Origin of the sequence: Butyrivibrio sp. TB, from assembly GCF_900110805.1 — a bacterium.
In the GTDB taxonomy this organism is placed as follows: Bacteria; Bacillota; Clostridia; order Lachnospirales; family Lachnospiraceae; genus Butyrivibrio; species Butyrivibrio fibrisolvens_C.
This window is the reverse complement of record NZ_FOER01000003.1, coordinates 1-23,772: the sequence shown is the minus strand read 5'-3', so window position 1 is coordinate 23,772 and position 23,772 is coordinate 1. Positions and strand designations below refer to the sequence as shown.

The following is a 23,772-nucleotide window of genomic DNA, read 5'->3' as shown; positions in this document are numbered from 1 at the left end:
TAGGGTTATGTCAAAAGTAGCAGTAGTTTATTGGAGCGGAACAGGTAATACAGCAGCTATGGCACAGGCTGTTTCAGATGGTGCCACAGGCAGCGGAGCAGAGGTTAATATCATCCCTGCAGGTCAGTTTACTAAGGATGATGTTTCAGCATATGATGCAATAGCATTTGGCTGTCCTGCAATGGGCGCAGAGCAGCTTGAAGAGAGCGAATTCGAGCCTATGTATGAAAGCGTTAAGAGTGCTCTTTCAGGCAAAAAGATCGGCCTGTTCGGATCATACGGATGGGGAGACGGCGAGTGGATGCGCCTCTGGGAAGCAGATGTTAAGGCTACAGGTGCTAACCTTGTAACAGACAGCGTTCTTGCAAACAATGCTCCTGACGATGAAGCTATCTCATCTTGCAAGAACCTTGGAGCTTTACTTGCATAATTGTTATGTTCGTTCGAAGAAGCCCCTTCCTTTTAGCGAAGCGCGACTTCATGTAACTTGTTTTTAACCAACACGAAAGGCCGCGAAGGAAAGTATCCTGCGCGGTCTTTTGCGTACATAGGACAGTGCACACTTGTTTGTGCTGCCTGGCTTTAGTGATGACGAATACCTTTTGTATGATTTTTGGGCAAAAAAAGAGAGCCTTTCGGCTCCGGAATCTATTAAGCAAAAAATAAAAGCCTTTCGGCTGTTCTTTTGGGAGGAGGGGCCGCTCGGCGGGGAACCGAACGACCCGGTATGAAAAAAGTTTTATTGGGGGAGTCAGAAGTATTTTATTAACACTTCCGATATTTTTATGATATATGAAAGATGTGAACAAAATGTGAACAAAAAGAAAATAAAAAATGAAATCGAACGTAATTATATTTTCGAAACAAACGTAATATTGATAATTGTATAGAAAATATATAATGAACGATGGTCAGTGGTAGTACAATTCGTTTGCAAAACCAGCAATATGCGCTAATTCCAAAGACAAATAATAGTTAAAAGTTTACTGCGTTAATGCGAATATTGGCGCTTATGCTGAATGTTTCGCCTTGATTTTCGGTATAAATAAGTACTTTTTTACAAAAAAATTCAGGATACTTGTATATCAATTGTATGACTATTGGTCATATCTGTCTATAAGTAGAAGAATCTTTTTTGTGGCCTGTAGTGGTGTGTGATATAATATTATAGATAAAAGAAAAAGAGATATCATCGGAAAGGAAGAACATAAAATCATGAAGAATATTCTTTTTGTTGCATCTGAAGGAGTTCCTTTCATCAAAACAGGCGGCCTTGCCGACGTTGTAGGCTCTCTCCCTCGCAACATCGATCACAGATATTTCGATGTTAGGATTGTAATGCCTAAGTATGCTTGTATGGCCAAGGAGATGGCAGACAAACTCGAGTATGTAACAAACTTCTATATGGATTTTCACTGGAAAAGAGAATATGTAGGAATTTTTAAAGCTGAAGTTAATGGTATCATCTATTACTTCATCGATAATGAGTATTATTTCAATGGTTTCAAACCTTACGGAGATGATGTTAAGTTCGAAATTGAGAAGTTCGCATTTTTCTCCAAGGCAGCTCTTTCTATTTTACCTGTTGTAGAGTTCCATCCTGATATCGTTCACTGTCATGACTGGCAGACAGGCCTTGTTCCTGTATATCTTAAAGAACGTTTTCAGGCCAATGAATTCTATCGCAGCATGAAGACTATCATGACTATCCATAATCTTAAGTTCCAGGGAAGATGGGACAAGAAGGTAGTCAAGGATCTGACCGGACTTCCGGATTATTTCTTCACACCGGACAAGCTTGAGATGTTCGGAGATGCCGATCTTCTTAAGGGCGGTATCGTATATGCTGATGCCATCACAACTGTATCAGAGACATACGCAGAAGAGATCAAGTCTGAATTCTATGGTGAGGGTCTTAACGGACTTCTTAAGTCCAGAGAGAATGATCTTCGCGGTATCGTCAACGGTATCGATTATGATGAGTTCAATCCATCAACTGACAAGTATATCGATTATAAGTATGATGCTATCAACTTCCGTAAAGAGAAGGTTCGCAATAAGCGTGCTCTGCAAAAAGAGCTTGGGCTTGCGCAGGATGATAAGATCATGATGATCGGTGTCGTATCAAGACTTACTGATCAGAAGGGATTCGATCTTATCAGCTGTGTTATGGATGAGATGTGTCAGGATGCTGTTCAGTTCGTGATCCTTGGTACAGGTACAGAGCAGTATGAGAATATGTTCCGTCATTATGCATGGAAGTATGGAGATAAGGTTTCTGCTAATATCTATTATTCAGAAGCTCTGTCACACAAGATCTATGCAGCAAGCGATGCGTTCCTGATGCCATCACTCTTTGAGCCTTGCGGATTGTCTCAGCTTATGTCTCTTAGATATGGAACACTTCCTATAGTACGTGAGACAGGTGGTCTTAAGGACACTGTTCAGCCGTATAACAAGTTTGAAAGCACAGGTACAGGTTTCTCCTTCACCAATTATAATGCGCATGAGATGATGCAGACTGTAAGATCTGCAGAGGCTCTGTATTATGATAACAAGCGTGAATGGAACAAGATGATCGACAGAGCTATGGCTGTAGACTTTAGCTGGAAGGTATCTGCTAACAAGTATCAGGAGATGTACGACTGGCTTAGACCCTGATGCTGTATTGAATCAGCTTGCTCGCTCCATCCTAGCGGCAGCATCCTCGAAGGATTGCCCGTGACAGATAGATAATAAAAATACCACGCATTAACTCTTTTATAAATTCATGGCATGATATCTGGAGTCTTTTATTCTGGGGTCCAAACTCGCTTTGCTCAGACAGGTGGACCCCGGGCAGAATAAAAAACTCCATCTATCACGCTCATGAATTTTATAAAACAGTTAAAAGCGTGGTATTTTTATTAGCTATCTGTCCCGGACACTCCTTCGAGGATGCTGTCACTAGGATGGAGCGGGCAAGCCTGTAAGTGGTGGGGCTGATTAGAATATGTGCTGGTAAAAACTTGTCTAAAGGGCGGATTGATTATATACTACGTGGGGAAGATTTTTATGAAAGAAGATTTAATATCATGGCAGAAAAGGGTAGTAACGGAATATTAAAACAGGCAGGAATACTGGCCGCAGCAGGAATAATCGTAAGGATAATAGGTCTTTTATATAAGAGTCCTCTTACGTCTATTATAGGAGATGAGGGCAATGGATATTATAATGCTGCATACAACTGGTATATAACTGCTCTTATGATAGCATCCTATAGCATACCTTCGGCTATATCCAAGGTTATGTCTCAGAAGTTTGCACTAGGACAGTACAAGAGCGCGCAGAAGCTTTTTCGCTGCGCCCTTGTCTTTGTAGGAATATCAGGTACTATATGCGGAGTTCTTCTTATGGCTCTGTCAAGATTTCTTGTTGGAGAAGGGGGAGCCTATGTACTTAGAGTATTCGGGCCTACAGTTCTTTTGTATGGACCTCTTGGCGTTTTAAGGGGATATTTCCAGGCCAATAGGACTATGGTTCCTACATCTATATCCCAGATAGCGGAGCAGATCATTAATGCTGTTGTAAGTATTCTTGCAGCGTTTCTTCTTACAAATTATGCAGTATCTAAGCTTGCAGCTAATCCTGATTCTGGCGTTAATCCTGCTATATACGGCGCAGCAGGAAGCGCTCTTGGTACTGGAGCAGGTGTTCTTACGGCTCTTTTATTCATGATGTTTGTATATTATCTGAATAGAAATAGAGTTAAGAAACAGATGGATAGCGATCATGGCGCTGTTGATGATACAGCTACGATTCTCTTTCAGATTATTGCAGTAGTTGTACCTTTTCTATTCAGTACACTTTTATATAACATTACACCTAATATCAATCAGAAGATTTTCTATGCTTTTATGATGAATGTTAGAGGGCTTGGAGAGTCGGAGACGGCGTCGCTCTACGGAGTATATGCTGGTAAAGCTCTCACTATCACTACAATACCGATAGCGATGGCATCTGCAATGGCGTCTGCTATGATTCCAAGTATCTCTGCCAAGTTCATTAAAGGTCAAAGGGATGAAGCCAATGCTATAGCAACCAAGGTAATACGAGTATCTATGCTTGTTGCTATTCCATCAGCTATAGGACTTATAGCACTTGCAAGACCCGTTACGATGATTCTTTTCCCTCAAAGAGGATCTCTGGATCAGGCGGCAATGCTTCTGGCTGTTCTATCGCTGACAGTAATCTTTTATTCGCAGTCAACTATAACTAACTCTGTACTGCAGGGAACCGGCAGGCTTTTTGTACCGGTTATAAACGCAACGATCGCACTTGCGTTACAGACAGCGATACTTATTGTTATTTTGTCTGTAACACCTCTCAACAATATGAGCCTTGTAATTACGAGAGTTATATATGCATTTATTCTTTTTGTACTAAATGATATTTCATGTAGAAAGAGACTTGGCCTTAACCTTGATACAAAGGCAATTTACATTATGCCTGCTGTAGCAGCCGTGGTGATGGGTGTTGCGGCATTTGCGGTTTACTTTGTACTGACTATTCCTTTTGGCGGAATGGCAGAAGTTGGATATTTTGTGAACCTTATTGCTACAGTTATAGCGATAGGAACCGGCGCGCTGACTTATGCAGCTGTACTCATAAAGAGCGGTTCGATCACTGAAGAAGTTCTCAGAAGCCTTCCAAAGGGTACTAATCTTATTGGTATATTAAAGAAAGTAAAGCTTTTGTAATAATACGATATTATTGATGGATAATAATGAAATTGATGATTCATATGAAAAAAATAATAATAAATACTATTATTACAATATTGATAGTAAGCCTTGGGGTTCTTTTTTATGAAGCTTATAACTACTGTAAAAAGGAAGTGAAAATTAATCGATGGGCAGATGATTATTTCTTTGTTCTTACATACAAAGATGAATTGGCATTCGACGAAGTGAAATTAGAAATACAGGCATTTTATTTTGAATTGGAATGTGGAAAAAAGTATTCGGTTGAAGATCTTAAGGCAGCTTATGTAGAAAGAAATGATTTGTTTTATGATTATATGGATACCTTTTTCCAAATACATTATGCACCAAGAGAATTGGAATATTCTTTAAGTAATATATCCCTGGAAGAGTGGAATCTTTTTTTCTCTAGTTTAACGCAAGAAGAAAAGGATATTACAAAACATATATATATAGAAGAACAGAAAATGGTTACAGATTATTATGGGGACAGTCGAGTTAAATTATATAATCTTACAGAAGCACAGAGGTTAGAATTTCATAATCTCTATAAAAATCCAAACTATGTTCTTGACGATGAATTGATGGAGACAAATCAGCCATTGGTAGGAGTGCCCATATATTGAAGAAAAGTGATATGTTTTCATAGGTGATAGCGTTTTTTCTTTGAAATACTGGGAAAAGAACGAGAAAACTATGAAAATTATGGAAATACTCACTTGTGGGATTTTTATAATTGATTTAATAGGACTTGTTTACAAGATATCAAGCAAAAAAAAGTAATAAAAAACCGCTCCTAACCTGCGAATGTTTGAGCGGTTTTTTAACACTTAAACTTATCAAGGGTATCGCTACCACTTTTTGTATTATAGATATTATTATATTGATTTTCAAGTGGGGGGATAAAAGCCATTATCAGATGCCAGAAGAAAAATAAATAATAAATGAGACCACAAATGTGGTCTTTTTTAAATAGGTACTTAAAAAAGCATTCCTTTGATGGTATACTAGTTTGAAAGTCACATTGTAAGGGAATTCAAAATATATGAACACAATGGTTATTAACAAGAACCTTCGTCTTGTGCTTCGATGGCGTAGCCTATAACGACATCTGAAAACATTATTTGCCCTAAAGATTGTCTGGATCAGGATGATCTTCGATTAGGACGCCCTAATACGCTAAATGCTAAAAAGAAAAGACGAGGATTTTAAAATGGAAGAGAATAAATCATTAGAAACAACACAGGAAAAGAAGAAAGTACTTCTTTCAGGAATACAGCCAAGTGGTGATCTTCACCTTGGCAACTACCTTGGAGCCATCAAGAACTGGAAAGTAAGAGAAGATGAGTATGACTGCTTTTATTTCATGGCAGACCTTCATACTATCACTGTAAGACAGGATCCAGCAGCACTTCGTAAGAGAACTATTAATCAGCTTGCACAGTATATCGCATGCGGTCTTGATCCTGAGAAGAACACTCTTTTCATTCAGTCACATGTACCGCAGCATTCACAGCTTGGATGGGTTCTGCAGTGCTATACAATGTTTGGTGAGCTGTCTCGTATGACTCAGTTCAAGGATAAGTCTGCTAAGCACAAGGACAATATCAATGCAGGTCTTTTTGCATATCCTTCACTTATGGCTGCTGACATCCTTCTGTATCAGCCTGATTTCGTCCCTGTTGGAGAAGATCAGAAGCAGCATGTTGAGATAACACGTGATATTGCTACAAGATTCAATAATATATATGGCGATGTATTCAAGATCCCTGAACCTCTTATCGCTAAGACAGGAGCCAGGATCTATGGTCTGTCTACACCTGAAGACAAGATGAGTAAGTCAGTTCCTGACGGATGCGTATTTCTTATGGATGAGCCTGATGTTATCGCTCGTAAGTTTAAGCGTGCAGTTACAGACTCAGATAGAGAGAACTGTGTACGTTATGATAGAGAGAATAAGCCCGGCGTAGCCAACCTTATGAACATCTACTCAACCTTCACAGGTAAGAGTTTTGAAGAAATAGAGAAGGAGTTCGAAGGTCAGGGATACGGTGTGTTCAAGCCTGCAGTAGGTGAGGTCGTTATAGATGCTCTTAAACCTATTCAGGATGAGACTAAGAGAATCCTTGCAGACAAGGCATATCTTGAATCTGTCTACAGAGAAGGCGCTCAGAAGGCTTCTTATGTTGCCAACAAGACTCTTCGTAAGGTATACAAGAAGATCGGCTTCGTACAGCCATAATTGCAGTGATGACCTTATGCCTGGACATTTATAGTACAGATATGGCACAGGGCATATGAATGTACATATATCAGTAGATGATAATGGTTTGAGGCAGGCCTTAAAGGGGCTTGCCTCTTTTACAAGATTGTATTTGCTTTGGAAAAAGAATAACAGAATGATCAGTATATCTTTTTTCAATGCGTGAAAGGAAAGCTTAAATGGCATTCGATGGTATCACAGTTGCGGCGATAACAAGAGAATTGTCAGACAGATGTACTGACGGCCGCATTTACAAGATAGCGCAGACAGAGAAGGATGAGATCCTTCTTACGATCAAGCCTCAGGCTGAGCGTGGAGGAGGACAGGTCAGAGTATATCTGTCTGCAGATGCGTCTCTTCCGCTTGTATATATGTCTGATGAGAATAAGCCCAGTCCCCAGCAGGCACCTACTTTCTGCATGGTGCTAAGGAAACATCTTCTAAATGGGCGTATCAAATCTATAGAGCAGCCTTCCATGGAGCGTATCATTAGGTTCAATGTAGAGCACATGGATGAGATGGGAGATATGAAGACCAAGACTCTTCTTATAGAGCTTATGGGCAAGTATTCCAATATCATCTTTGTAGATGATGACAATACTATAATAGATTCTATTAAGCATGTACCTGCGTCTGTATCATCAGTTCGTGAGGTACTGCCGGGAAGAGAGTACTTCATCCCTGATCAGCACAACAAGCTCAACCCTAAAGAGGCTACAAGAGAGTCTTTTGACAAGGCTCTTTTGGAAAAAGCGGGTCCTGTTTTTAAGGCTATATATGGTTCATATACAGGATTTGCTTCAACTATAGCTCAGGAGATATGTTTCAGAGCTGATGTTGACTCGCAGCTTCCTGCATCTGCACTTTCAAGCGGCCAGATGGAGAGACTTTATAATGTATTCGACCTTTTTATGACAAGGATAAAAGATGGCGAGTATAAACCTGCCATATGCTATGAGAATGGTCAGCCCAAAGAGTATGCACCTTTTCATCTTATGACCTATGAGAAGATGCCGGGATGTACGCTCAAGGATTATGACAATATGTCGTCCCTTTTGGAGAGCTATTATGCTGAGAAAAATGCTATAACAAGGATACGTCAGAAGTCTGCAGACTTAAGGCATATCGTTGCTACAGCTCTTGAAAGGACTGTAAGAAAGTATGACCTTCAGCTTCAGCAGCTCAAGGATACTGAGAAAAGGGATAAATACTGCGTATACGGAGAGCTTCTTAATGTGTATGGATATAGCGCAGAGCCTTCTGCCAAGTCTATAACTGTCAATGATTATAATACAGGAAATGATCTTACGATCCCGCTTGATCCTACGCTTACAGCCAGTCAGAATGCCAAGAAGTATTTTGAAAGGTACAATAAACTCAAGCGTACTGCTGAGAACCTCGAAACGCTTACTAAGGAAGTAGAAGCAGAAAAAAACCACCTTGAGTCCATTCAGAATGCGCTTGATATAGCGCAGGGCGAAGAGGATCTTGTTCCTATAAGAGATGAGCTTGTAGAAGCAGGCTATATCCATAAGAAGGGTGAAAAGAAGAAATCTTCAAGGTTGCAGACAAAGAGTAAGCCGCTTCACTATAAGAGCTCAGATGGTTTTGATATATATGTTGGCAAGAACAATTATCAGAATGACCAGCTGACTTTTAAGGTAGCTAATGGCGGAGACTGGTGGTTCCATGCCAAGGGTATGCCCGGATCACATGTAATACTTCAAACAGGTGGCAAGGAGGTTCCGGACAAGGCTTTTGAAGAGGCAGCAGCACTTGCGGCTTTTTATTCTAAAGCCAAGGAGCAGGAGAAAGTAGAGATTGACTATCTCCAGCGCAAGAATGTCAAGAAGCCCGGCGGTGCCAAACCGGGATTTGTAGTGTATTATACTAATTACTCGATGGCTATAAAGCCGGATATATCAGCCCTTACACAGGCTGACTGATATGGCGGCTATGGGGCGTAATGATGATGCGCCCCTGATTTTATGGGACTTTATGCGTCGCGTAGCTTGTTGACGCTAATATTGACTTCGTCCTATAATGTTTATGTCTATGTATTTTCTTGATTGAAATCAAAATCTAATTCGGAGGCTTTTTATGGTCAGCAGTATGACAGGATTCGGCAGAAGCGAAGTCAGCTTCGATAATCGCCGTATCAGTGTAGAACTTAAATCAGTAAACAACAGATATCTGGACCTTGGAATCAAGATGCCCAAGATGTTCAATTCACTTGAAGCAGACATCCGCAAGGAACTTAAGTTATATATGAAAAGAGGTAAGGTTGATGTTTTTATAAACTATGAAGACCTTACGGAGGCTGATACCAAAGTTCAGTACAATCATGATATTGCTGCTGAATATATGGACTGCCTGAAACAGATGTCAGAAGATTTTGGATTACAGAATGACGTAAGACTTTCAGTTCTTGCAAGATTCCCTGATGTTCTTACTATGGAAGCTATGGAGATAGATGAAAAGACTCTCTGGGAGCCACTTAAAAAGGCTCTTGATGAGGCGTGTGAGCAGTTTGCAGCTGCAAGATCAAGAGAGGGTGAGTTCCTCAAGGAAGACCTTAACAAGAAGCTTGATATCATGCAGCAGGATGTAGAATTCATCACGCTAAGGTCTCCGCAGATCATCGAGGAATACAAGACTTCTCTTCGTGAGAAGATCGCAGCTCTTCTTGAAGATACTCAGATAGACGAGAACAGGCTTGCTATGGAAGTTACTATTTTTGCAGATAAGATCTGTGTAGATGAAGAGCTTGTAAGACTCAGAAGCCACATTGAAGCTGTTCGAAGTGCTTTGGAAGAAGGCGATGATGAGAACGGAATCGGCAGAAAGCTTGACTTCCTTGCTCAGGAGATGAACAGAGAAGCCAACACCACTCTTTCCAAGTCTACAGATATAGCTGTTTCTGACAAGGCTATCGAGCTCAAGACTACGATAGAGAAGATAAGAGAGCAGATTCAGAATATCGAGTAAAATAGCACATTAGTCGAGGAGCTGATGAGCGGTAGCTATCATAGCTTTGGACATAGCTATTAAGAGGTGTATATGTTCACTCATATAGGTTTTGGTAATATTGTTAATGTTGATAAGGTCATCAGTATAGTTGTTCCTGATGCAGCGCCTGTTAAGCGCCTTGTCCAGAAAGCCAGGGATGAGGGCCGTATCATAGATGCCAGCGCAGGCAGGAAGACCAAAGCTGTCCTTATTATGGAGAATAATACAGTCGTTCTCTCGGCCCTTTTGCCGGAGACGATTGCATCAAGAATACAAACAGGAAGTATAGGAAAAGATACAGATGAAACGTAAAGGATTTTTAGTAGTTGTGTCAGGTTTTTCCGGCACAGGCAAAGGTACACTTATGAAGGAACTGGTCAAGAAGTATGACGGTTATGCACTGTCTGTTTCTGCTACGACCAGAGATCCTAGACCGGGCGAAGAGAACGGAAGAGAGTACTTCTTCATTACAGATGATGAATTTGAGAAGCTTATAGAAGAAGACGGACTTATAGAACATGCAGGATACTGCGGACACTATTACGGAACACCCAGGAGCTTTGTAGAAAAGCAGATGGAAGAAGGCAAGGACGTGATCCTTGAGATCGAGATCCAGGGCGCAAGACAGATAAGGAAGCAGTACCCGGATGCACTTTTATTATTCGTAATGCCTCCGTCTGCTGCTGAACTTGAAAAAAGACTCAGAGGACGTGGTACAGAATCTGATGAAGTTATAAGAGGCCGCCTTAAGAGAGCAGCTGAGGAGTCAGAGGGCATTGAAGAGTATGACTACATCCTTGTCAATGATGACCTTCAGGAGTGTGTAGACAAGATGCATCAGGTAATCGACAGCGCACACAATACTCCTTCAAGGAATCAGGAATTCATCGACAAGATTCGTGATGAGGTTCAGCAATTCGCTTAAAATTGTATTAAGATAAGGTTATAAGGAATTTTTTATAAACTCGACATAATATTTTTGTTGAAATTGCTTGGTTTTGCTGTTAAAATTTGACAGCATGGTATAAAATTAATTATTAGGTTAATATGCATTTACGAAAGGAAAAAGAATATGATTCATCCGTCTTATGTAGATCTCATGAATGTAGTTAATAAAGGAGTAGAAGAAGGCGAAGAGCCTGTAATCAGCAGCCGTTATTCAATCGTTATGGCTACTGCTAAGCGTGCAAGACAGCTTGTAGCTGGCGACGAAGCTATGATCAATGCTGATCCTAAGGACAAGCCATTAAGCACAGCTGTTAAGGAACTTTATGCTGATAAGCTTGCAATCCTTACAGATGAAGAGAAGGAAGCTATGGCTCAACTTATAGAGCAGAAGAATGCTGAAGAAGGTAGCCAGAAGGCTGCAGCAGCTCTTGATGAAGCTGTTAATGAAACAGAAGAGTCAGAAGAAGAGTAATTTATAAGGCAATAATTTCCATATTATGAAGATATTATTTATTTCTCTAGGTTGCGAGAAAAACCGTGTAGAAACCGAGTATATGCTCGGTATACTTGCTGAGCATGGTTATGAATTTACAGATGATGCACAAAGTGCAGAAGCAGCAGTAATCAACACCTGCTGCTTTATTAATGATGCTAAACAGGAAAGCATCGATACTATCTTAGAGCTTGCTGAATTTAGAAAGAGCGGCAAGCTTCGTGCACTGATAGTTGCAGGATGCCTTGGTCAGCGTTACAAGGAGGAGATCCAGAAGGAGATTCCTGAAGTTGACAGTATCCTCGGAACTACAGCTTTTGACAAGATAGTAGAAGCTCTGGATGAAGTATTAAAAGGACAGGTACAGAACTATTTCGAGAGCATCGATAGAAAGCCTGTTACGTATAACAGAATACTTTCCACAGGAACAGCCTATAGTTATCTCAAGATCGCTGAGGGCTGTAACAAGAATTGTACATACTGTATCATTCCTAAGGTTCGTGGACATTACAGAAGCGTTCCTATGGAAGATCTTATTAAGGAAGCTGAGGAGCTTGCCTATAACGGTATCAAGGAGCTTATCATAGTAGCTCAGGAGACTACTGTATATGGCGTAGATCTGTATGGCAAAAAGATGCTTCCTGAGCTTTTGACAAAACTTTGCAGGATAGAGGGATTCGAATGGATCCGTATCATGTACTGCTATCCTGAAGAGATAACAGATGAGCTTATCGAAGTTATGAAGAAAGAGCCTAAGATCTGCCATTATCTTGACCTGCCTATACAGTCAGGCAGTGATGCAATCCTTCGTAAGATGGGTAGACGTACTGATAATGCAGATATCAGAAGGATTGTTGAGAAGCTTCGCTCTGAGATTCCGGATATCTGCCTTCGTACAACTCTTATTTCAGGTTTCCCCGGTGAGACAGCAGATGATCACAATCAGACCATGAAACTTATCTCTGATCTTAGATTTGACAGACTTGGTGTTTTCACATATTCACCTGAAGAGGATACTGTCGCTGCAGCTATGGAAGATCAGGTGCCTGAGAGAACCAAGAAGACTCGTCGTACCAAACTTATGAAGATGCAGCAGGAGTTTGCATTTGAAGGCGCCAGAAAGATGGTTGGAAGGAAACTTAAAGCCATCATAGAAGGCAGGATTGGTGATGAAGATCCGGATACAGATGATCAGGGAAGACCGCTGTACACATATGTTGCAAGAACCTATAAGGACAGTCCTGATATAGACGGTTTCCTCTTTATAGAAAATGTTCCTTATGATCTTATGAGTGGCAAATTTGTTGATGTAATGATCACAGGTTCTGATGAGTATGATCTTATTGGTGAATTAGCAGAATGAGGGTTATTTTACTGTTTTGCTTTGGGAGATTTACAGACAGTAAAAGATGATGAAGAAGATTATTTTTTTGCCGTAACAGGCGGAAAGAGGACAAGATGAATTTACCTAACAAACTTACGTTGCTTCGAGTTATCATGATTCCTTTTTTTGTAGCATTCATGCTTACAGGATTTAAATGGATCGCACTTATATTATTTGTAATAGCAAGTCTTACAGATATGGCTGATGGCAAGATTGCCCGTAAATATAACCTTATAACTGATTTTGGAAAGTTTATGGATCCCCTTGCAGATAAGATGCTTGTAATATCCGCACTTATATGCCTTGTGGGTATGAATCGTATCTGGACTTGGATCGTAATAGTGATTGTTGCCAGAGAGTTCATCATAAGTGGTTTCAGACTCATTGCTGCTGAGAAGGGCAAAGTCATAGCTGCAAGTATGTGGGGCAAGTTCAAGACAACATTCCAGATGATCATGGTCATTATGATGATCATAGATGTGGATTATGCCTGGAGTGAGGCTGGCGTCTTTGGACAGATCTATGGCGTATTGACATGGATCATTACGGTGATAGCAGTAGCTCTTACTATTATCTCACTTGTAGATTATCTGCTTAAGAACTGGAACGTGATGGATGGCCAGATGTAAAAGTTTGAAAATGTTCCATTTTCAAAGGTTGATTAGAAATTAACTTCTCAAATTGGTGCCTTTAGCTACACCAATTTGAGCCATTAGCTATTTTCATTGCGTGCAACATAGGTTTATTTACGATAATACCTTGACGTTTTCGCGAATATCTATATAATAGTTGAAAGGCACACTCTTTGAACGAAAATGAATTATTAGTGCACCTACTGGCACAAAAAAAGCTTGCTATATCATGCGCCGAGTCCTGTACAGGCGGTATGGTAGCTGCGGCGATCACTGATGTCGCCGGTTCATCAGAAGTTTTTAAAAGAAGCTTTGTTACATATTGTGACGAGGCCAAGCATGAAATGCTTGGAGTTGATCAGGATATTCTTGATAATTTTACTGCGGTCAGTCCACAATGCGCAGAGGCCATGGCGCGTGGATGTGCACAAATTGCGGATGCGGATGTAGCCGTCTCTGTAACAGGAATCGCAGGACCGGGTGGTGGAACAGAACTTGCACCGGTCGGATGTGTATACATAGGATTCTATGTAAAAGGAATGGTCGTAACAGAGAAGCACCTGTTTGAAGGAGACAGAAGACAGGTACGCAGATTGGCAGCGCAGCGTGCGATTCATGGTATGCTGCAGATGCTGCAGTAATTAGTATTATATGTGGTTTAAGTGATGCTTAAAGAATAAAAGCACTAAGCTTTATTACTTTTTTGAAACAGCAGGCCTTAAAGATCTTGCCTGCTGTTTTTGTTTTGTAATTGATTTTGAAGGGCGTCCAGGAACCGCATAAGGCACATAAGTGCCGGAAAGGTTTAGGAATGAGCGATATTTTAGAAGATCTCGAGATATTCGGTCTCGGCGATGAGAAGTTCAAGCACAGAGAGGAAGACGTTTACAGTCAGATCAGCAAGAAGAGAGGAATTTTTGGTTCTAAGAAAAAGAGCCATGACATTCTTGCGCAGTCAGATCGTCCATCTGAAGAGTCTGAAAGAAAAGACAAGTTCAAGAAGGATAAGTTTAAGAAAGACAAGTTTAAAAAAGATTCAGAAAAGAAAGATAAGGTAACAACAATAGATACAACAATTTTTGAAACAAAGAACTACGAAACATCAGCATCAGAAGTTGTACTTGAATCTGACACAGTAGCATATGCAGAGGATTCAGCCAAAACAACATCATATTCAGATATAAATGAAGATGCATCAACATTAGAAGAGTCAGCTTCAAATGAAGAAGTTGGCGAAGACAAAGAAGATAACCGCATCCGTTATGATGAGTCAGAACTTGACGAACGTATCATCAGAGCGGTATCAGAGATGGGATTTGAATATATGTCTCCTATTCAGGCAGCTGCAATCCCTGTAATGCTCAAGGGCAAGGATATTATCGGTCAGGCTCAGACAGGTACAGGTAAGACTGCTGCATTCGGAATCCCGGTTCTTTCTAATGTTAATCCTGATGACAAGCGTCTTCAAGCAGTAATCCTCTGCCCTACAAGAGAGCTTGCTATGCAGGCTGCAGATGATCTTAGAGATTTTGCCAAGTATATGCATGGTATCAAGACACTTGCAGTATATGGTGGACAGGATATAGTACGTCAGATCAAGGCTCTGTCTCAGGGCGTTCAGATCGTAGTAGGAACACCCGGACGTGTTATGGATCACATGAGACGTCATACCATGAAGATGGATGCGGTTAAGACTCTGGTACTTGATGAAGCTGATGAGATGCTTGACATGGGCTTTAGAGAAGATATCGAGACAGTCCTTAAGGGAATGCCTGAGGATCGCCAGACAGCTCTTTTCTCAGCTACCATGCCAAAGCCTATCCTTGAGATAACAAGACAGTATCAGAAGGCTGATGCTGAGTATATCCGTATGACTCCCAAGGAGATCACTGTTAAGTCTATCGAGCAGTCATACTTTGTAATACCAAGAGAGATGAAGTTTGAGGTTCTTACAAGACTTCTTGATTACTATCAGCCACAGAGATCTCTGATATTCGCTAATACTAAGAGAATGGTAGATCAGCTTGCAAGTATGCTCAAAGACAGAGGATACCAGGCTGACGGACTTCATGGTGACCTGTCTCAGAACCAGCGTGACATGGTCATGAATATCTTTAGAAACGGACGCATCAACATCCTTATTGCAACTGATGTTGCAGCAAGAGGTATCGATGTAAGCGGAGTTGACTGTGTATTCAACTTCGATATTCCGGAAGATATTGAATACTATGTTCACCGTATAGGACGTACAGGAAGAGCCGGTAAGAGCGGTAAGAGCTTCACACTTTGCTCAGGTCGTGAGACATACAAGATCCGTGACATCGAGAAGATCTGTCATACCAAGATCGAAGAGCGTAAGGTTCCTTCTGCCAAGGATATCACTAAGGCTAAGTCACAGAAGGTATTTGCAGAAGTTATAGATGTAATTGAAAACGGCGATGTAGATTCTGTTATGGCATTTATCCAGCAGAAGGTTGAAGAGGGCGAGTATACCGCTGAACAGCTTGCTGCAGGTTTCATGAGACTCAAGATGGGCAAGGATGTAGAAGATCTTAAGATCCCTGAGAGAAGAAGAGGCGGTCGTGATGGAAGATCAAGAGGCCGCGACGGCGCACGTTCCGGATACGGAAGAGGAAGCCGTGATGGTGCTCGCTTAGGTTATGGCAAAGATGGCAGATCAGGAAGAAGTCGTGATGGCAAAGGCGCAAGATTTGGCCGTGATGGCAAGCCTTCCAAGAGCTACAGCCGCGATGGCAGAAGCGCAAGAGATGTAAGAGGCAAGGGATCTCGTGATTCCAAGTCCTTTGATAAGAGCGCAAGGACCTTTAGAAACGCAGACAAGTCAGGTAAAAAAGGATCCCGTAAGGATTCCATGAAAGTAGAAAGAAGCCAGGAGCGTTTCTTTGGAAGAGTTGCTATCAAGACCAAGGGTGCTGATGGCAAGTTCTATAATGACTAAATGAATAGATCATTATTAATCACATACAGGACTAAAATTAATCTTTTGATCAGATTAATTTTAGTCCTGTTTTTTTGAATTTATTTTGCTATAATGTCTCTCAGTATGCTATCGTATGTATAGTTGAAAAGAGTATATTGACTTGTCCATATCCGGTCATTGTACGTATCATAATGAAATTTGGGAGGCAGATCAAAGACATGAAACGTGAAGATATCCACCGCATTCTAATCATCGGTTCCGGTCCGATCATCATAGGTCAGGCGTGCGAATTCGATTATTCCGGCACTCAGGCCTGTAAAGCTCTTCGAAAGCTGGGCTATGAGATCATCCTTGTTAATTCTAACCCTGCAACTATCATGACAGATCCAGAGACGGCTGATGTTACCTATATCGAGCCTCTTAATGTCAAAAGACTTACTCAGATTATCGAAAAAGAGCGCCCTGATGCCCTTCTTCCTAATCTCGGCGGCCAGTCAGGTCTTAATCTTGCTTCTGAACTTTCAAAGGCAGGCGTACTTGAGAAGTATGGTGTTAAGGTAATCGGCGTTCAGATCGATGCCATAGAGCGCGGCGAAGACAGAATTGAGTTCAAGAATACAATGGACGAACTTGGAATTGAAATGGCACGAAGCCAGGTTGCATATTCTGTTGATGAAGCTGTTGAGATAGCTTCAAGACTTGGATATCCAGTAGTACTTCGTCCGGCGTATACTATGGGCGGCTCAGGCGGCGGCCTTGTTTACAATGTAGAAGAGTTAAAGACAGTATGTGCACGTGGTCTTCAGGCTTCTATGGTACATCAGGTGCTTGTAGAAGAGTCTGTTATAGGCTGGGAAGAACTTGAGCTTGAAGTTGTAAGAGACTCCAAAGGCCAGATGATAACAGTATGCTTTATAGAGAATATAGATCCGATGGGTGTTCACACTGGAGATTCTTTTTGCTCTGCCCCCATGCTTACAATATCCCAGGAAGTCCAGGACAGACTTCAGGAACAGGCATACAAGATCGTTGATAAGGTTCAGGTTATCGGCGGCTGTAACTGCCAGTTTGCACATGATCCCAAGACAGATCGTATCATAGTTATAGAGATCAATCCCCGTACATCACGTTCATCAGCACTTGCATCCAAGGCAACAGGATTCCCTATTGCTCTTGTTTCTGCTATGCTTGCCTGCGGACTTGACCTTGATGACATCGAGTGTGGCAAGTACGGAACCCTTGATAAATATAAGCCGGACGGAGATTATATTGTTATCAAGTTTGCAAGATGGGCATTCGAGAAGTTCAAAGGCGTAGAAGACCATCTTGGAACGCAGATGAGAGCCGTTGGTGAAGTAATGTCCATCGGTAAGACATATAAAGAGGCTTTCCAGAAGGCTATCCGTTCACTTGAAAAGAGCCGCTATGGCCTTGGATTTGTAAAAGACTTTAATACAAAAACACTTGACGAGCTTTACAAAATGCTTGTCATCCCTACAAGTGAGCGCCAGTTTATCATGTACGAAGCTCTCAGAAAGGGCGCTGATATAGACAGACTCTATGAACTTACTAAGATCAAGAGATATTTTATAGAGCAGATGAAAGAACTTGTTGAGGAAGAAGAGGAGATTATTAAGACTTCTTATGGTAAGGTTCCGGAGATTACAGTTCTTGAAAAAGCCAAGAAAGATGGCTTTTCTGATAAGTATCTGGCACAGATATGTCACGTATCTGAAGATGATATCAGAAGTACGCGTGAAAGCGCCGGCATTACAGAAGGCTGGGAAGGCGTACATGTAAGCGGAACTAAGGACAGTGCATACTATTTCTCAAGTTATAATATAAAAGATAATAGTCCTGTAAGTACAGATAAGCCTAAAGTTATGATCCTTGGAGGCGGACCTAACAGGATAGGTCAGGGTATTGAATTTGACTATTGCTGTGTACATGCAGCTTTTGCTCTTAAGAAACTTGGATTCGAAACAGTTATTGTCAACTGTAATCCTGAGACTGTATCAACAGATTATGATACATCAGATAAGCTCTACTTCGAGCCTCTTACACTTGAAGATGTACTTAGTATCTACAAGAAGGAGAAGCCTATTGGAGTTATAGCCCAGTTCGGCGGACAGACACCTCTTAATCTGGCATCAGACCTTAAGAAAAATGGTGTCAACATCCTTGGAACAAGTCCTGAAACCATAGATATGGCTGAAGACAGAGATCTCTTCAGAGATATGATGGAAAGGCTTGGAATCCCTATGGCAGAGTCAGGAATGGCTTCAAATGTAGAAGAAGCCAAGGAGATAGCAGGCAGGATCGGATATCCTGTTATGGTACGTCCTTCGTACGTACTCGGTGGTCGTGGTATGGAAGTCGTTCACAGCGATGAACAGATGGATATATACATGGCTCAGGCAGTAGGCGTTACACCGGATAGACCTATTCTTATCGACAGGTTCCTTAATCATGCAACAGAATGTGAAGCAGATGCAATAAGTGATGGTGAAGATGTATTCGTACCGGCTGTTATGGAACATATCGAGCTTGCAGGTATTCACTCCGGCGACTCTGCTTGTGTACTTCCTTCTAAGCATCTAAGTGATGAGACCGTTGCTACGATCAAAGACTATACAAGACGTATAGCCAAAGAAATGCATGTAGTAGGCCTTATGAACATGCAGTATGCCATAGAGGACGGCGTGGTATATGTTCTTGAAGCTAATCCAAGAGCATCCCGTACAGTACCGCTTGTATCCAAAGTATGCGATATCAATATGGTTAGAGAAGCTACGAATATCATGACGCTTCCTATAACTGGCGGCGAGTCACCTGTAGGCAGGCTCCGCGACAGGAAGATTCCTTATTATGGAGTAAAAGAGGCAGTATTCCCATTCAACATGTTCCCTGAAGTAGACCCTGTACTTGGACCTGAGATGAGATCTACAGGTGAAGCACTGGGCCTGTCTGAAGACTGGGGCAGAGCATTCTTCAAAGCTCAGGAAGGAACTAAGACGGAGCTTCCTACAGAAGGAACCGTACTTATCAGCGTTAATGACAAGGATAAGCCTGAGCTTGTAGAGGTTGCACAGAAGTTCCATGATGATGGTTTTAACATCCTTGCAACAGGCAGAACCTATACCATGATAAGTGAAGCAGGTATACCTGCAAAGAGGATCAATAAGATATTCGAAGGAAGACCTGATATCGTAGATGCTATCACCAATGGTGAGATTGACCTTATCGTAGATACTCCTACTACCAAAAAAGATGATGTAAGCGACAGCTACATCCGTAAGAATGCTATCAAGCATCATATCCCTTACATCACCACAATGGCTGCAGCAAGAGCTTCGGCGGAGGGAATCGGGGCCGAAAAGCTCGGCGAAGGAACGGCGGTGCGCTCACTGCAGGAGTATCATGCAAGCATCGTGGGATGATGCGCGAGATGTGCTGACTTAAAGGGTGTCGTTTTTGCCAAAATGAAATAAGATCCAAAAGCTTGCCTTACACTTCGTCCGGACGGCGCTTTTGGATCTTATTTTATTTTGGCGGGAACGATTGTGCCTTTAGTTTAGGTTAGTAAGTATCGCGGGAGGGGCGCTTATGCTTGCAGGAGAAGGGCGGGTGAGCGCAGGTTATGAAGCGATTAGGATTATCTGTAGCTGGCTTTTGACTTTGTGACTTTGATCTTATTATTTGGGAAGAAGACTTCTAGCCATTTTTTGATGTCTTCGATTGTCCAGCCGCATTTGGGGCCGGTGCAGACGCTTATGATTTCGTCGGGGTGGAAGGGGAGGATGACGTATTCGGCGGCTACGGTTCGGAAGTCGTGGTAGAGGGCGGAGTCTAGGTATTTTTGTTCATCGCCGTTTATGCGGGATATAAGGCGTTCGAGGCGCACGTCTTCTTTGTAGATAAGGCGCATTTCCATTTCTTCCTTGAAGCAGGCGCTTTTGTAGGTGGCAAGTTCGGGGAGCATGCGGTTTAGGATTGGTTTGTATGGGTCGGAGTCTGATATGTTGTCATTGGAACTTGCAAGGGCGGCAGCTTCATTGCAGGCGTAGAGAGTAGGCGGATTGTCTATATGTCTTGCAGAGCGGCCCATTTCTTCTGCAGAATGGAGTATTGATGCCCAGTTGAGCATGTCAGATCTTTTGAGTGTAGTCCTATATCTGACATCTTATAATGTGAGTTTTGCATTCCTTTCGCACATGAGGGGAAGATCAAAGCCTATGGATACGCCTCTGCTGTCATTGCCATATCCGCGCCACTGGCTGAGGATATCGTCACCCTTTGAGCTGCTTCCGATGAAGATGTTATTCTGGCCGTGCTCGTGGATGTATTTAGAGGCTTTTCCAGACTCAGCTTTGACATGTTTTAGTGACTCATCGTCCGATTTGGGCATATGTTTACATACCCGGGTTATCTCGTCAGTATCGTTCATCTGCAAAGGATCTGAGAGAAAAACTGAGTGATTCTTGATAATGTTGAAGAATGTTGATAGAGAGCAATAATAATAGCCGATATTTTTGGATTTTTTCATAGTTGTCTCACCAATAACCCTCATATTGTATATCTGTATATCGGCAAAAGTAAAAAAGTACTATAGCAGATGAGTGTATACACAATGGATATACAGTAGAATGAAAATTCCCTCACAAGGAGATATAGGATATGAGCTTAATGAATGAAAGCTATATGAATAGCCTTAGTGAAGAAGTTGAAGATATATAGAAATATGGTAAGTCACAGGCACTTAAACTAGTGTTGGAACAAAATTCGCTGAAAGAATATACAGCAAAGTGAAATAAAGAATATTCGTCTTAAAGCTAGTATTTCTCAAGCAATATTTGCAAAATGCTTTGTGATTTCAAAAAGACAGTAGAAACTTGGGAAGAGGGAATAAATGTTCCTAGCAGCACTGTTGCAATAATGTTAGAGATGCTTAGCATAGATAACATTTCTCTGGAAAAATATCATGTCATAAAATGATATTAAGGTACGAATCATTATATATTGAGATGTAATAAAAAAATAAAAGATCTATTCGTATTGGATCAGTTTTTACTCTTTAATCCGATATTCACTGACGCCACCAAGCGAAAACTCGGTGACGTGAAATGCAGTTGTCTGCATTTTTTAATGATTCCGTTAGTATTATGTATTACCACATATATCCACAATTAGAGCATTTAAAGGTCTTACCTATTTTTTTGCTCCCTATACCAAATAATCCTGTTGAGACAAATCTGGATAGGCTAGATATTTTTGTTATGTTTATCGAGCCGCATGTAGGACATTTTGAAACATTGACAGTTGCAGAAACAATAGAAGCAGTTTTCACTGCTTCTTGTACAGCTACACTGTCATTGAGATGTCGTTCCACGCTAGATGTTATATTCTCCATTTTACCAGTGCTATTTAAGTATTCCTCAATGGGCTTTTTAATTGACTCAGACGCGTGATTTATAATTTGATATGTCGGATACCATAATAGAATAATATTTATATGACCGTTTTCACTATCGGTTAGTTCAGAAAAAACCCAATCAGCAATCTCTTTCATTGTTTTTTCGGATATACTGTCAAAATCTACTAACTCATAATATGCCTTAAGTGATATCCAACTACCAAAACCTGTACATCTCGATGTGGCTTCAAGAATGACTGCTGCAATCTTATCCTCGATTATTGTTCTTTCTTCATCAGAGCAATCAGATGCTTTTCTTCGAACAGAATTAACATCTCTTGTGATAACAGGTAGAATATCTGACAAGGACTTATATATATCATTGGTTTTGGGCGGTTTTCGATCAAAATCATCAATCAAAGAATACATTCGATCAATCTCTCTTGAAACATTTATACCTGATGTATTTGGTGTATTATTATCTCTTATAGGATATCCACAATTCGGGCATGCCAATGCTTGATTTGATATTTCTTTTCCACATTCAGGACAGTTTATAAGTGCCATTTTCCTTTCCTCCGTCTACTAGTTGAACGAGTGAACTGCGCACTAAGCAAAATTAGTGCGCAGTTCACTTAAATAATATGAATTTTAATAATATTTTGAAAAATCTAACGCAATAGTAAATTTGTAAAGGACAGTGGAACCAAATAACGAATAAACATATGAAACAAAATTGGGCATATCACTATTGCTATAAATATCATCTTCGCTATCAATACATATTATGTTATAGACACTACCATCGGAATTACAATATCCGATATATGTTTTATATCCGGTGTAAGCGCCAAAGCTATTTTTTGCATTTATTGACGCAGATATACAATAATACATGTTGAGATAATTAGCTGTATGAAAGTTTACTAAATTTGCAATGCAATTATCAAAGTAGGGCTGTAAAGCAGGTGATTGGACGGTGGTTGAAAATTTGGTTACAACGAGAGCGCTTATTTTAGCTGAATATGGGTCTTTAAAATTTGATTTTATATACTGCATAAAAGCAACGGCTCCGCTAGCATATGCATACGTAGCTTCTGTTGAAGAATCGTTTGTTAATACCGTAGGATTAAAAGTTACTCCACTTGGTTTAAGTGCTTGAGCAAATTCTAATGCAACTTGAGCATCATCAGAATTAATAGTAATGGTATTAACCGCTCCTTCATATGGGAGTAATCCTTGGTATTTTCCGAAAGTATTGTATTGGGCATACAAATTTTCGCTATCAGTACCAACTACAGCCGCAACATCTGGGTAAGAGGCGGCATAGTATTCAGCATCAAATATTCCGCCATCAGACATTACAGTAGGAGCTGCGTAAGCAGTGCTTGAGAAGAATGTAACCAAAAATATGGAATATGCAATCGAAAGAAATTTCTTCATATGGCAAATACCTCCATAAAAAATAACCATAGAATCTTGGTGCTTGAATTGCACTAAAACTCCCATGGTTATACTATTGATACAAATAATTTTATCATACGCATATACACATATACAATAACAAAATATCGGTAAAGAGTTAAAACGTTTAAAATACGTTACAGTTCAGACCCAATGTCATTTAGTTAACATCACGAGTTAGATTCTTTATTTAGGGTCTAACTCATTTTTTATATAAAACAGTTGACATAGTGAATCAAATATGCGGCCGCTCTAACTACTGATTGATTTTTAAGAGGTAGTTAGAGCGGCCCTTGAAATTAGCAATGTAATCATTGTTTCAATTTCAAGGAGGTTCAAAAATGTCATTTGCTCTACAAGTCAAAGATTCGCTACTTAATATTATTTCTAACATGTCAAAAGATGCAGGAAAGTTTTCTATTAATCCTGACAAGTTTTTTTCTAGAAACAGAAAGCTTGATTTTTCTTCCTTAATTCATCTTA

Annotated in this window: 19 protein-coding genes; 15 read left to right on the top strand and 4 right to left on the bottom strand. The window is 40.7% G+C overall.

Annotated elements, in window-relative coordinates; translation table 11 throughout:
- Positions 1-7: 7 nt before the first annotated feature.
- From BMX21_RS02480 to carB, 15 genes are all read left to right on the top strand, one after another.
- Positions 8-430, top strand: a complete 423-nt coding sequence (locus BMX21_RS02480; protein ID WP_092040958.1) for a flavodoxin — start codon at positions 8-10, stop codon at positions 428-430.
- A gap of 785 nt (positions 431-1,215) precedes the next feature.
- Positions 1,216-2,661, top strand: a complete 1,446-nt coding sequence (gene glgA, locus BMX21_RS02475) for a glycogen synthase GlgA (RefSeq protein WP_092040956.1) — start codon at positions 1,216-1,218, stop codon at positions 2,659-2,661.
- Between the two features lie 413 nt (positions 2,662-3,074).
- The gene (locus tag BMX21_RS02470) at positions 3,075-4,739 is read left to right on the top strand and encodes a putative polysaccharide biosynthesis protein (protein ID WP_092040953.1); all 1,665 of its coding nucleotides are present in this window, start codon (positions 3,075-3,077) and stop codon (positions 4,737-4,739) included.
- A 44-nt stretch (positions 4,740-4,783) separates the two neighbouring features.
- Positions 4,784-5,368 carry a hypothetical protein gene (locus BMX21_RS02465; protein ID WP_143057195.1) on the top strand — a complete coding sequence of 195 codons (585 nt, stop codon included), beginning with the start codon at positions 4,784-4,786 and terminating at the stop codon, positions 5,366-5,368.
- Positions 5,369-5,955: 587 nt separating this feature from the next.
- On the top strand, positions 5,956-6,984 hold the full coding sequence (gene trpS, locus BMX21_RS02460) for a tryptophan--tRNA ligase (RefSeq protein ID WP_022752580.1): 1,029 nt from the start codon (positions 5,956-5,958) through the stop codon (positions 6,982-6,984).
- 200 nt (positions 6,985-7,184) lie between these two features.
- A complete protein-coding gene (locus BMX21_RS02455; RefSeq protein WP_092040947.1) occupies positions 7,185-8,951 on the top strand; it encodes an Rqc2 family fibronectin-binding protein in 1,767 nt (588 codons plus the stop codon).
- 154 nt (positions 8,952-9,105) lie between these two features.
- Entirely contained in the window at positions 9,106-9,993 is an 888-nt protein-coding gene (locus BMX21_RS02450) for a YicC/YloC family endoribonuclease (protein ID WP_022752578.1), read from the top strand.
- Between the two features lie 72 nt (positions 9,994-10,065).
- Positions 10,066-10,326: a DUF370 domain-containing protein gene (locus tag BMX21_RS02445; RefSeq protein ID WP_022752577.1), complete on the top strand. Its 261-nt coding sequence runs from the start codon at positions 10,066-10,068 to the stop codon at positions 10,324-10,326.
- Positions 10,316-10,939 (top strand): guanylate kinase, encoded by a 624-nt coding sequence (gene gmk, locus BMX21_RS02440; protein ID WP_092040944.1) that lies wholly within the window; start codon positions 10,316-10,318, stop codon positions 10,937-10,939. Before BMX21_RS02445 ends, gmk begins: the two co-directional genes overlap by 11 nt.
- Positions 10,940-11,086: 147 nt before the next feature.
- A complete protein-coding gene (gene rpoZ, locus BMX21_RS02435) occupies positions 11,087-11,434 on the top strand; it encodes a DNA-directed RNA polymerase subunit omega (RefSeq protein ID WP_022752575.1) in 348 nt (115 codons plus the stop codon).
- A 25-nt stretch (positions 11,435-11,459) separates the two neighbouring features.
- Positions 11,460-12,818, top strand: coding sequence for a 30S ribosomal protein S12 methylthiotransferase RimO (gene rimO, locus BMX21_RS02430; RefSeq protein ID WP_092040940.1), 1,359 nt, complete (start codon positions 11,460-11,462; stop codon positions 12,816-12,818).
- Between the two features lie 95 nt (positions 12,819-12,913).
- Complete coding sequence (gene pgsA, locus BMX21_RS02425) at positions 12,914-13,468, top strand: CDP-diacylglycerol--glycerol-3-phosphate 3-phosphatidyltransferase (protein ID WP_022752573.1); 555 nt, start codon at positions 12,914-12,916, stop codon at positions 13,466-13,468.
- Between the two features lie 176 nt (positions 13,469-13,644).
- Positions 13,645-14,112, top strand: coding sequence for a CinA family protein (locus BMX21_RS02420; protein WP_092040937.1), 468 nt, complete (start codon positions 13,645-13,647; stop codon positions 14,110-14,112).
- 170 nt (positions 14,113-14,282) lie between these two features.
- Positions 14,283-16,430, top strand: a complete 2,148-nt coding sequence (locus BMX21_RS02415; RefSeq protein ID WP_242952852.1) for a DEAD/DEAH box helicase — start codon at positions 14,283-14,285, stop codon at positions 16,428-16,430.
- A gap of 200 nt (positions 16,431-16,630) precedes the next feature.
- A complete protein-coding gene (gene carB, locus BMX21_RS02410; protein ID WP_092040934.1) occupies positions 16,631-19,852 on the top strand; it encodes a carbamoyl-phosphate synthase large subunit in 3,222 nt (1,073 codons plus the stop codon).
- 215 nt (positions 19,853-20,067) lie between these two features.
- On the opposite strand, the gene BMX21_RS02405 is transcribed toward carB, so the two are convergent.
- The 4 genes from BMX21_RS02405 to BMX21_RS02390 all read right to left on the bottom strand — a co-directional run bounded on the left by BMX21_RS02405 (position 20,068) and on the right by BMX21_RS02390 (position 23,268).
- Positions 20,068-20,559, bottom strand: a complete 492-nt coding sequence (locus BMX21_RS02405) for a hypothetical protein (RefSeq protein WP_092040930.1) — start codon at positions 20,557-20,559, stop codon at positions 20,068-20,070.
- 36 nt (positions 20,560-20,595) lie between these two features.
- On the bottom strand, positions 20,596-20,958 hold the full coding sequence (locus BMX21_RS02400) for a DUF2971 domain-containing protein (RefSeq protein ID WP_092040926.1): 363 nt from the start codon (positions 20,956-20,958) through the stop codon (positions 20,596-20,598).
- Positions 20,959-21,579: 621 nt separating this feature from the next.
- Positions 21,580-22,392: a zinc ribbon domain-containing protein gene (locus BMX21_RS02395; RefSeq protein ID WP_092040921.1), complete on the bottom strand. Its 813-nt coding sequence runs from the start codon at positions 22,390-22,392 to the stop codon at positions 21,580-21,582.
- An 84-nt stretch (positions 22,393-22,476) separates the two neighbouring features.
- Complete coding sequence (locus BMX21_RS02390) at positions 22,477-23,268, bottom strand: hypothetical protein (protein WP_092040917.1); 792 nt, start codon at positions 23,266-23,268, stop codon at positions 22,477-22,479.
- Positions 23,269-23,772 lie beyond the last annotated feature (504 nt).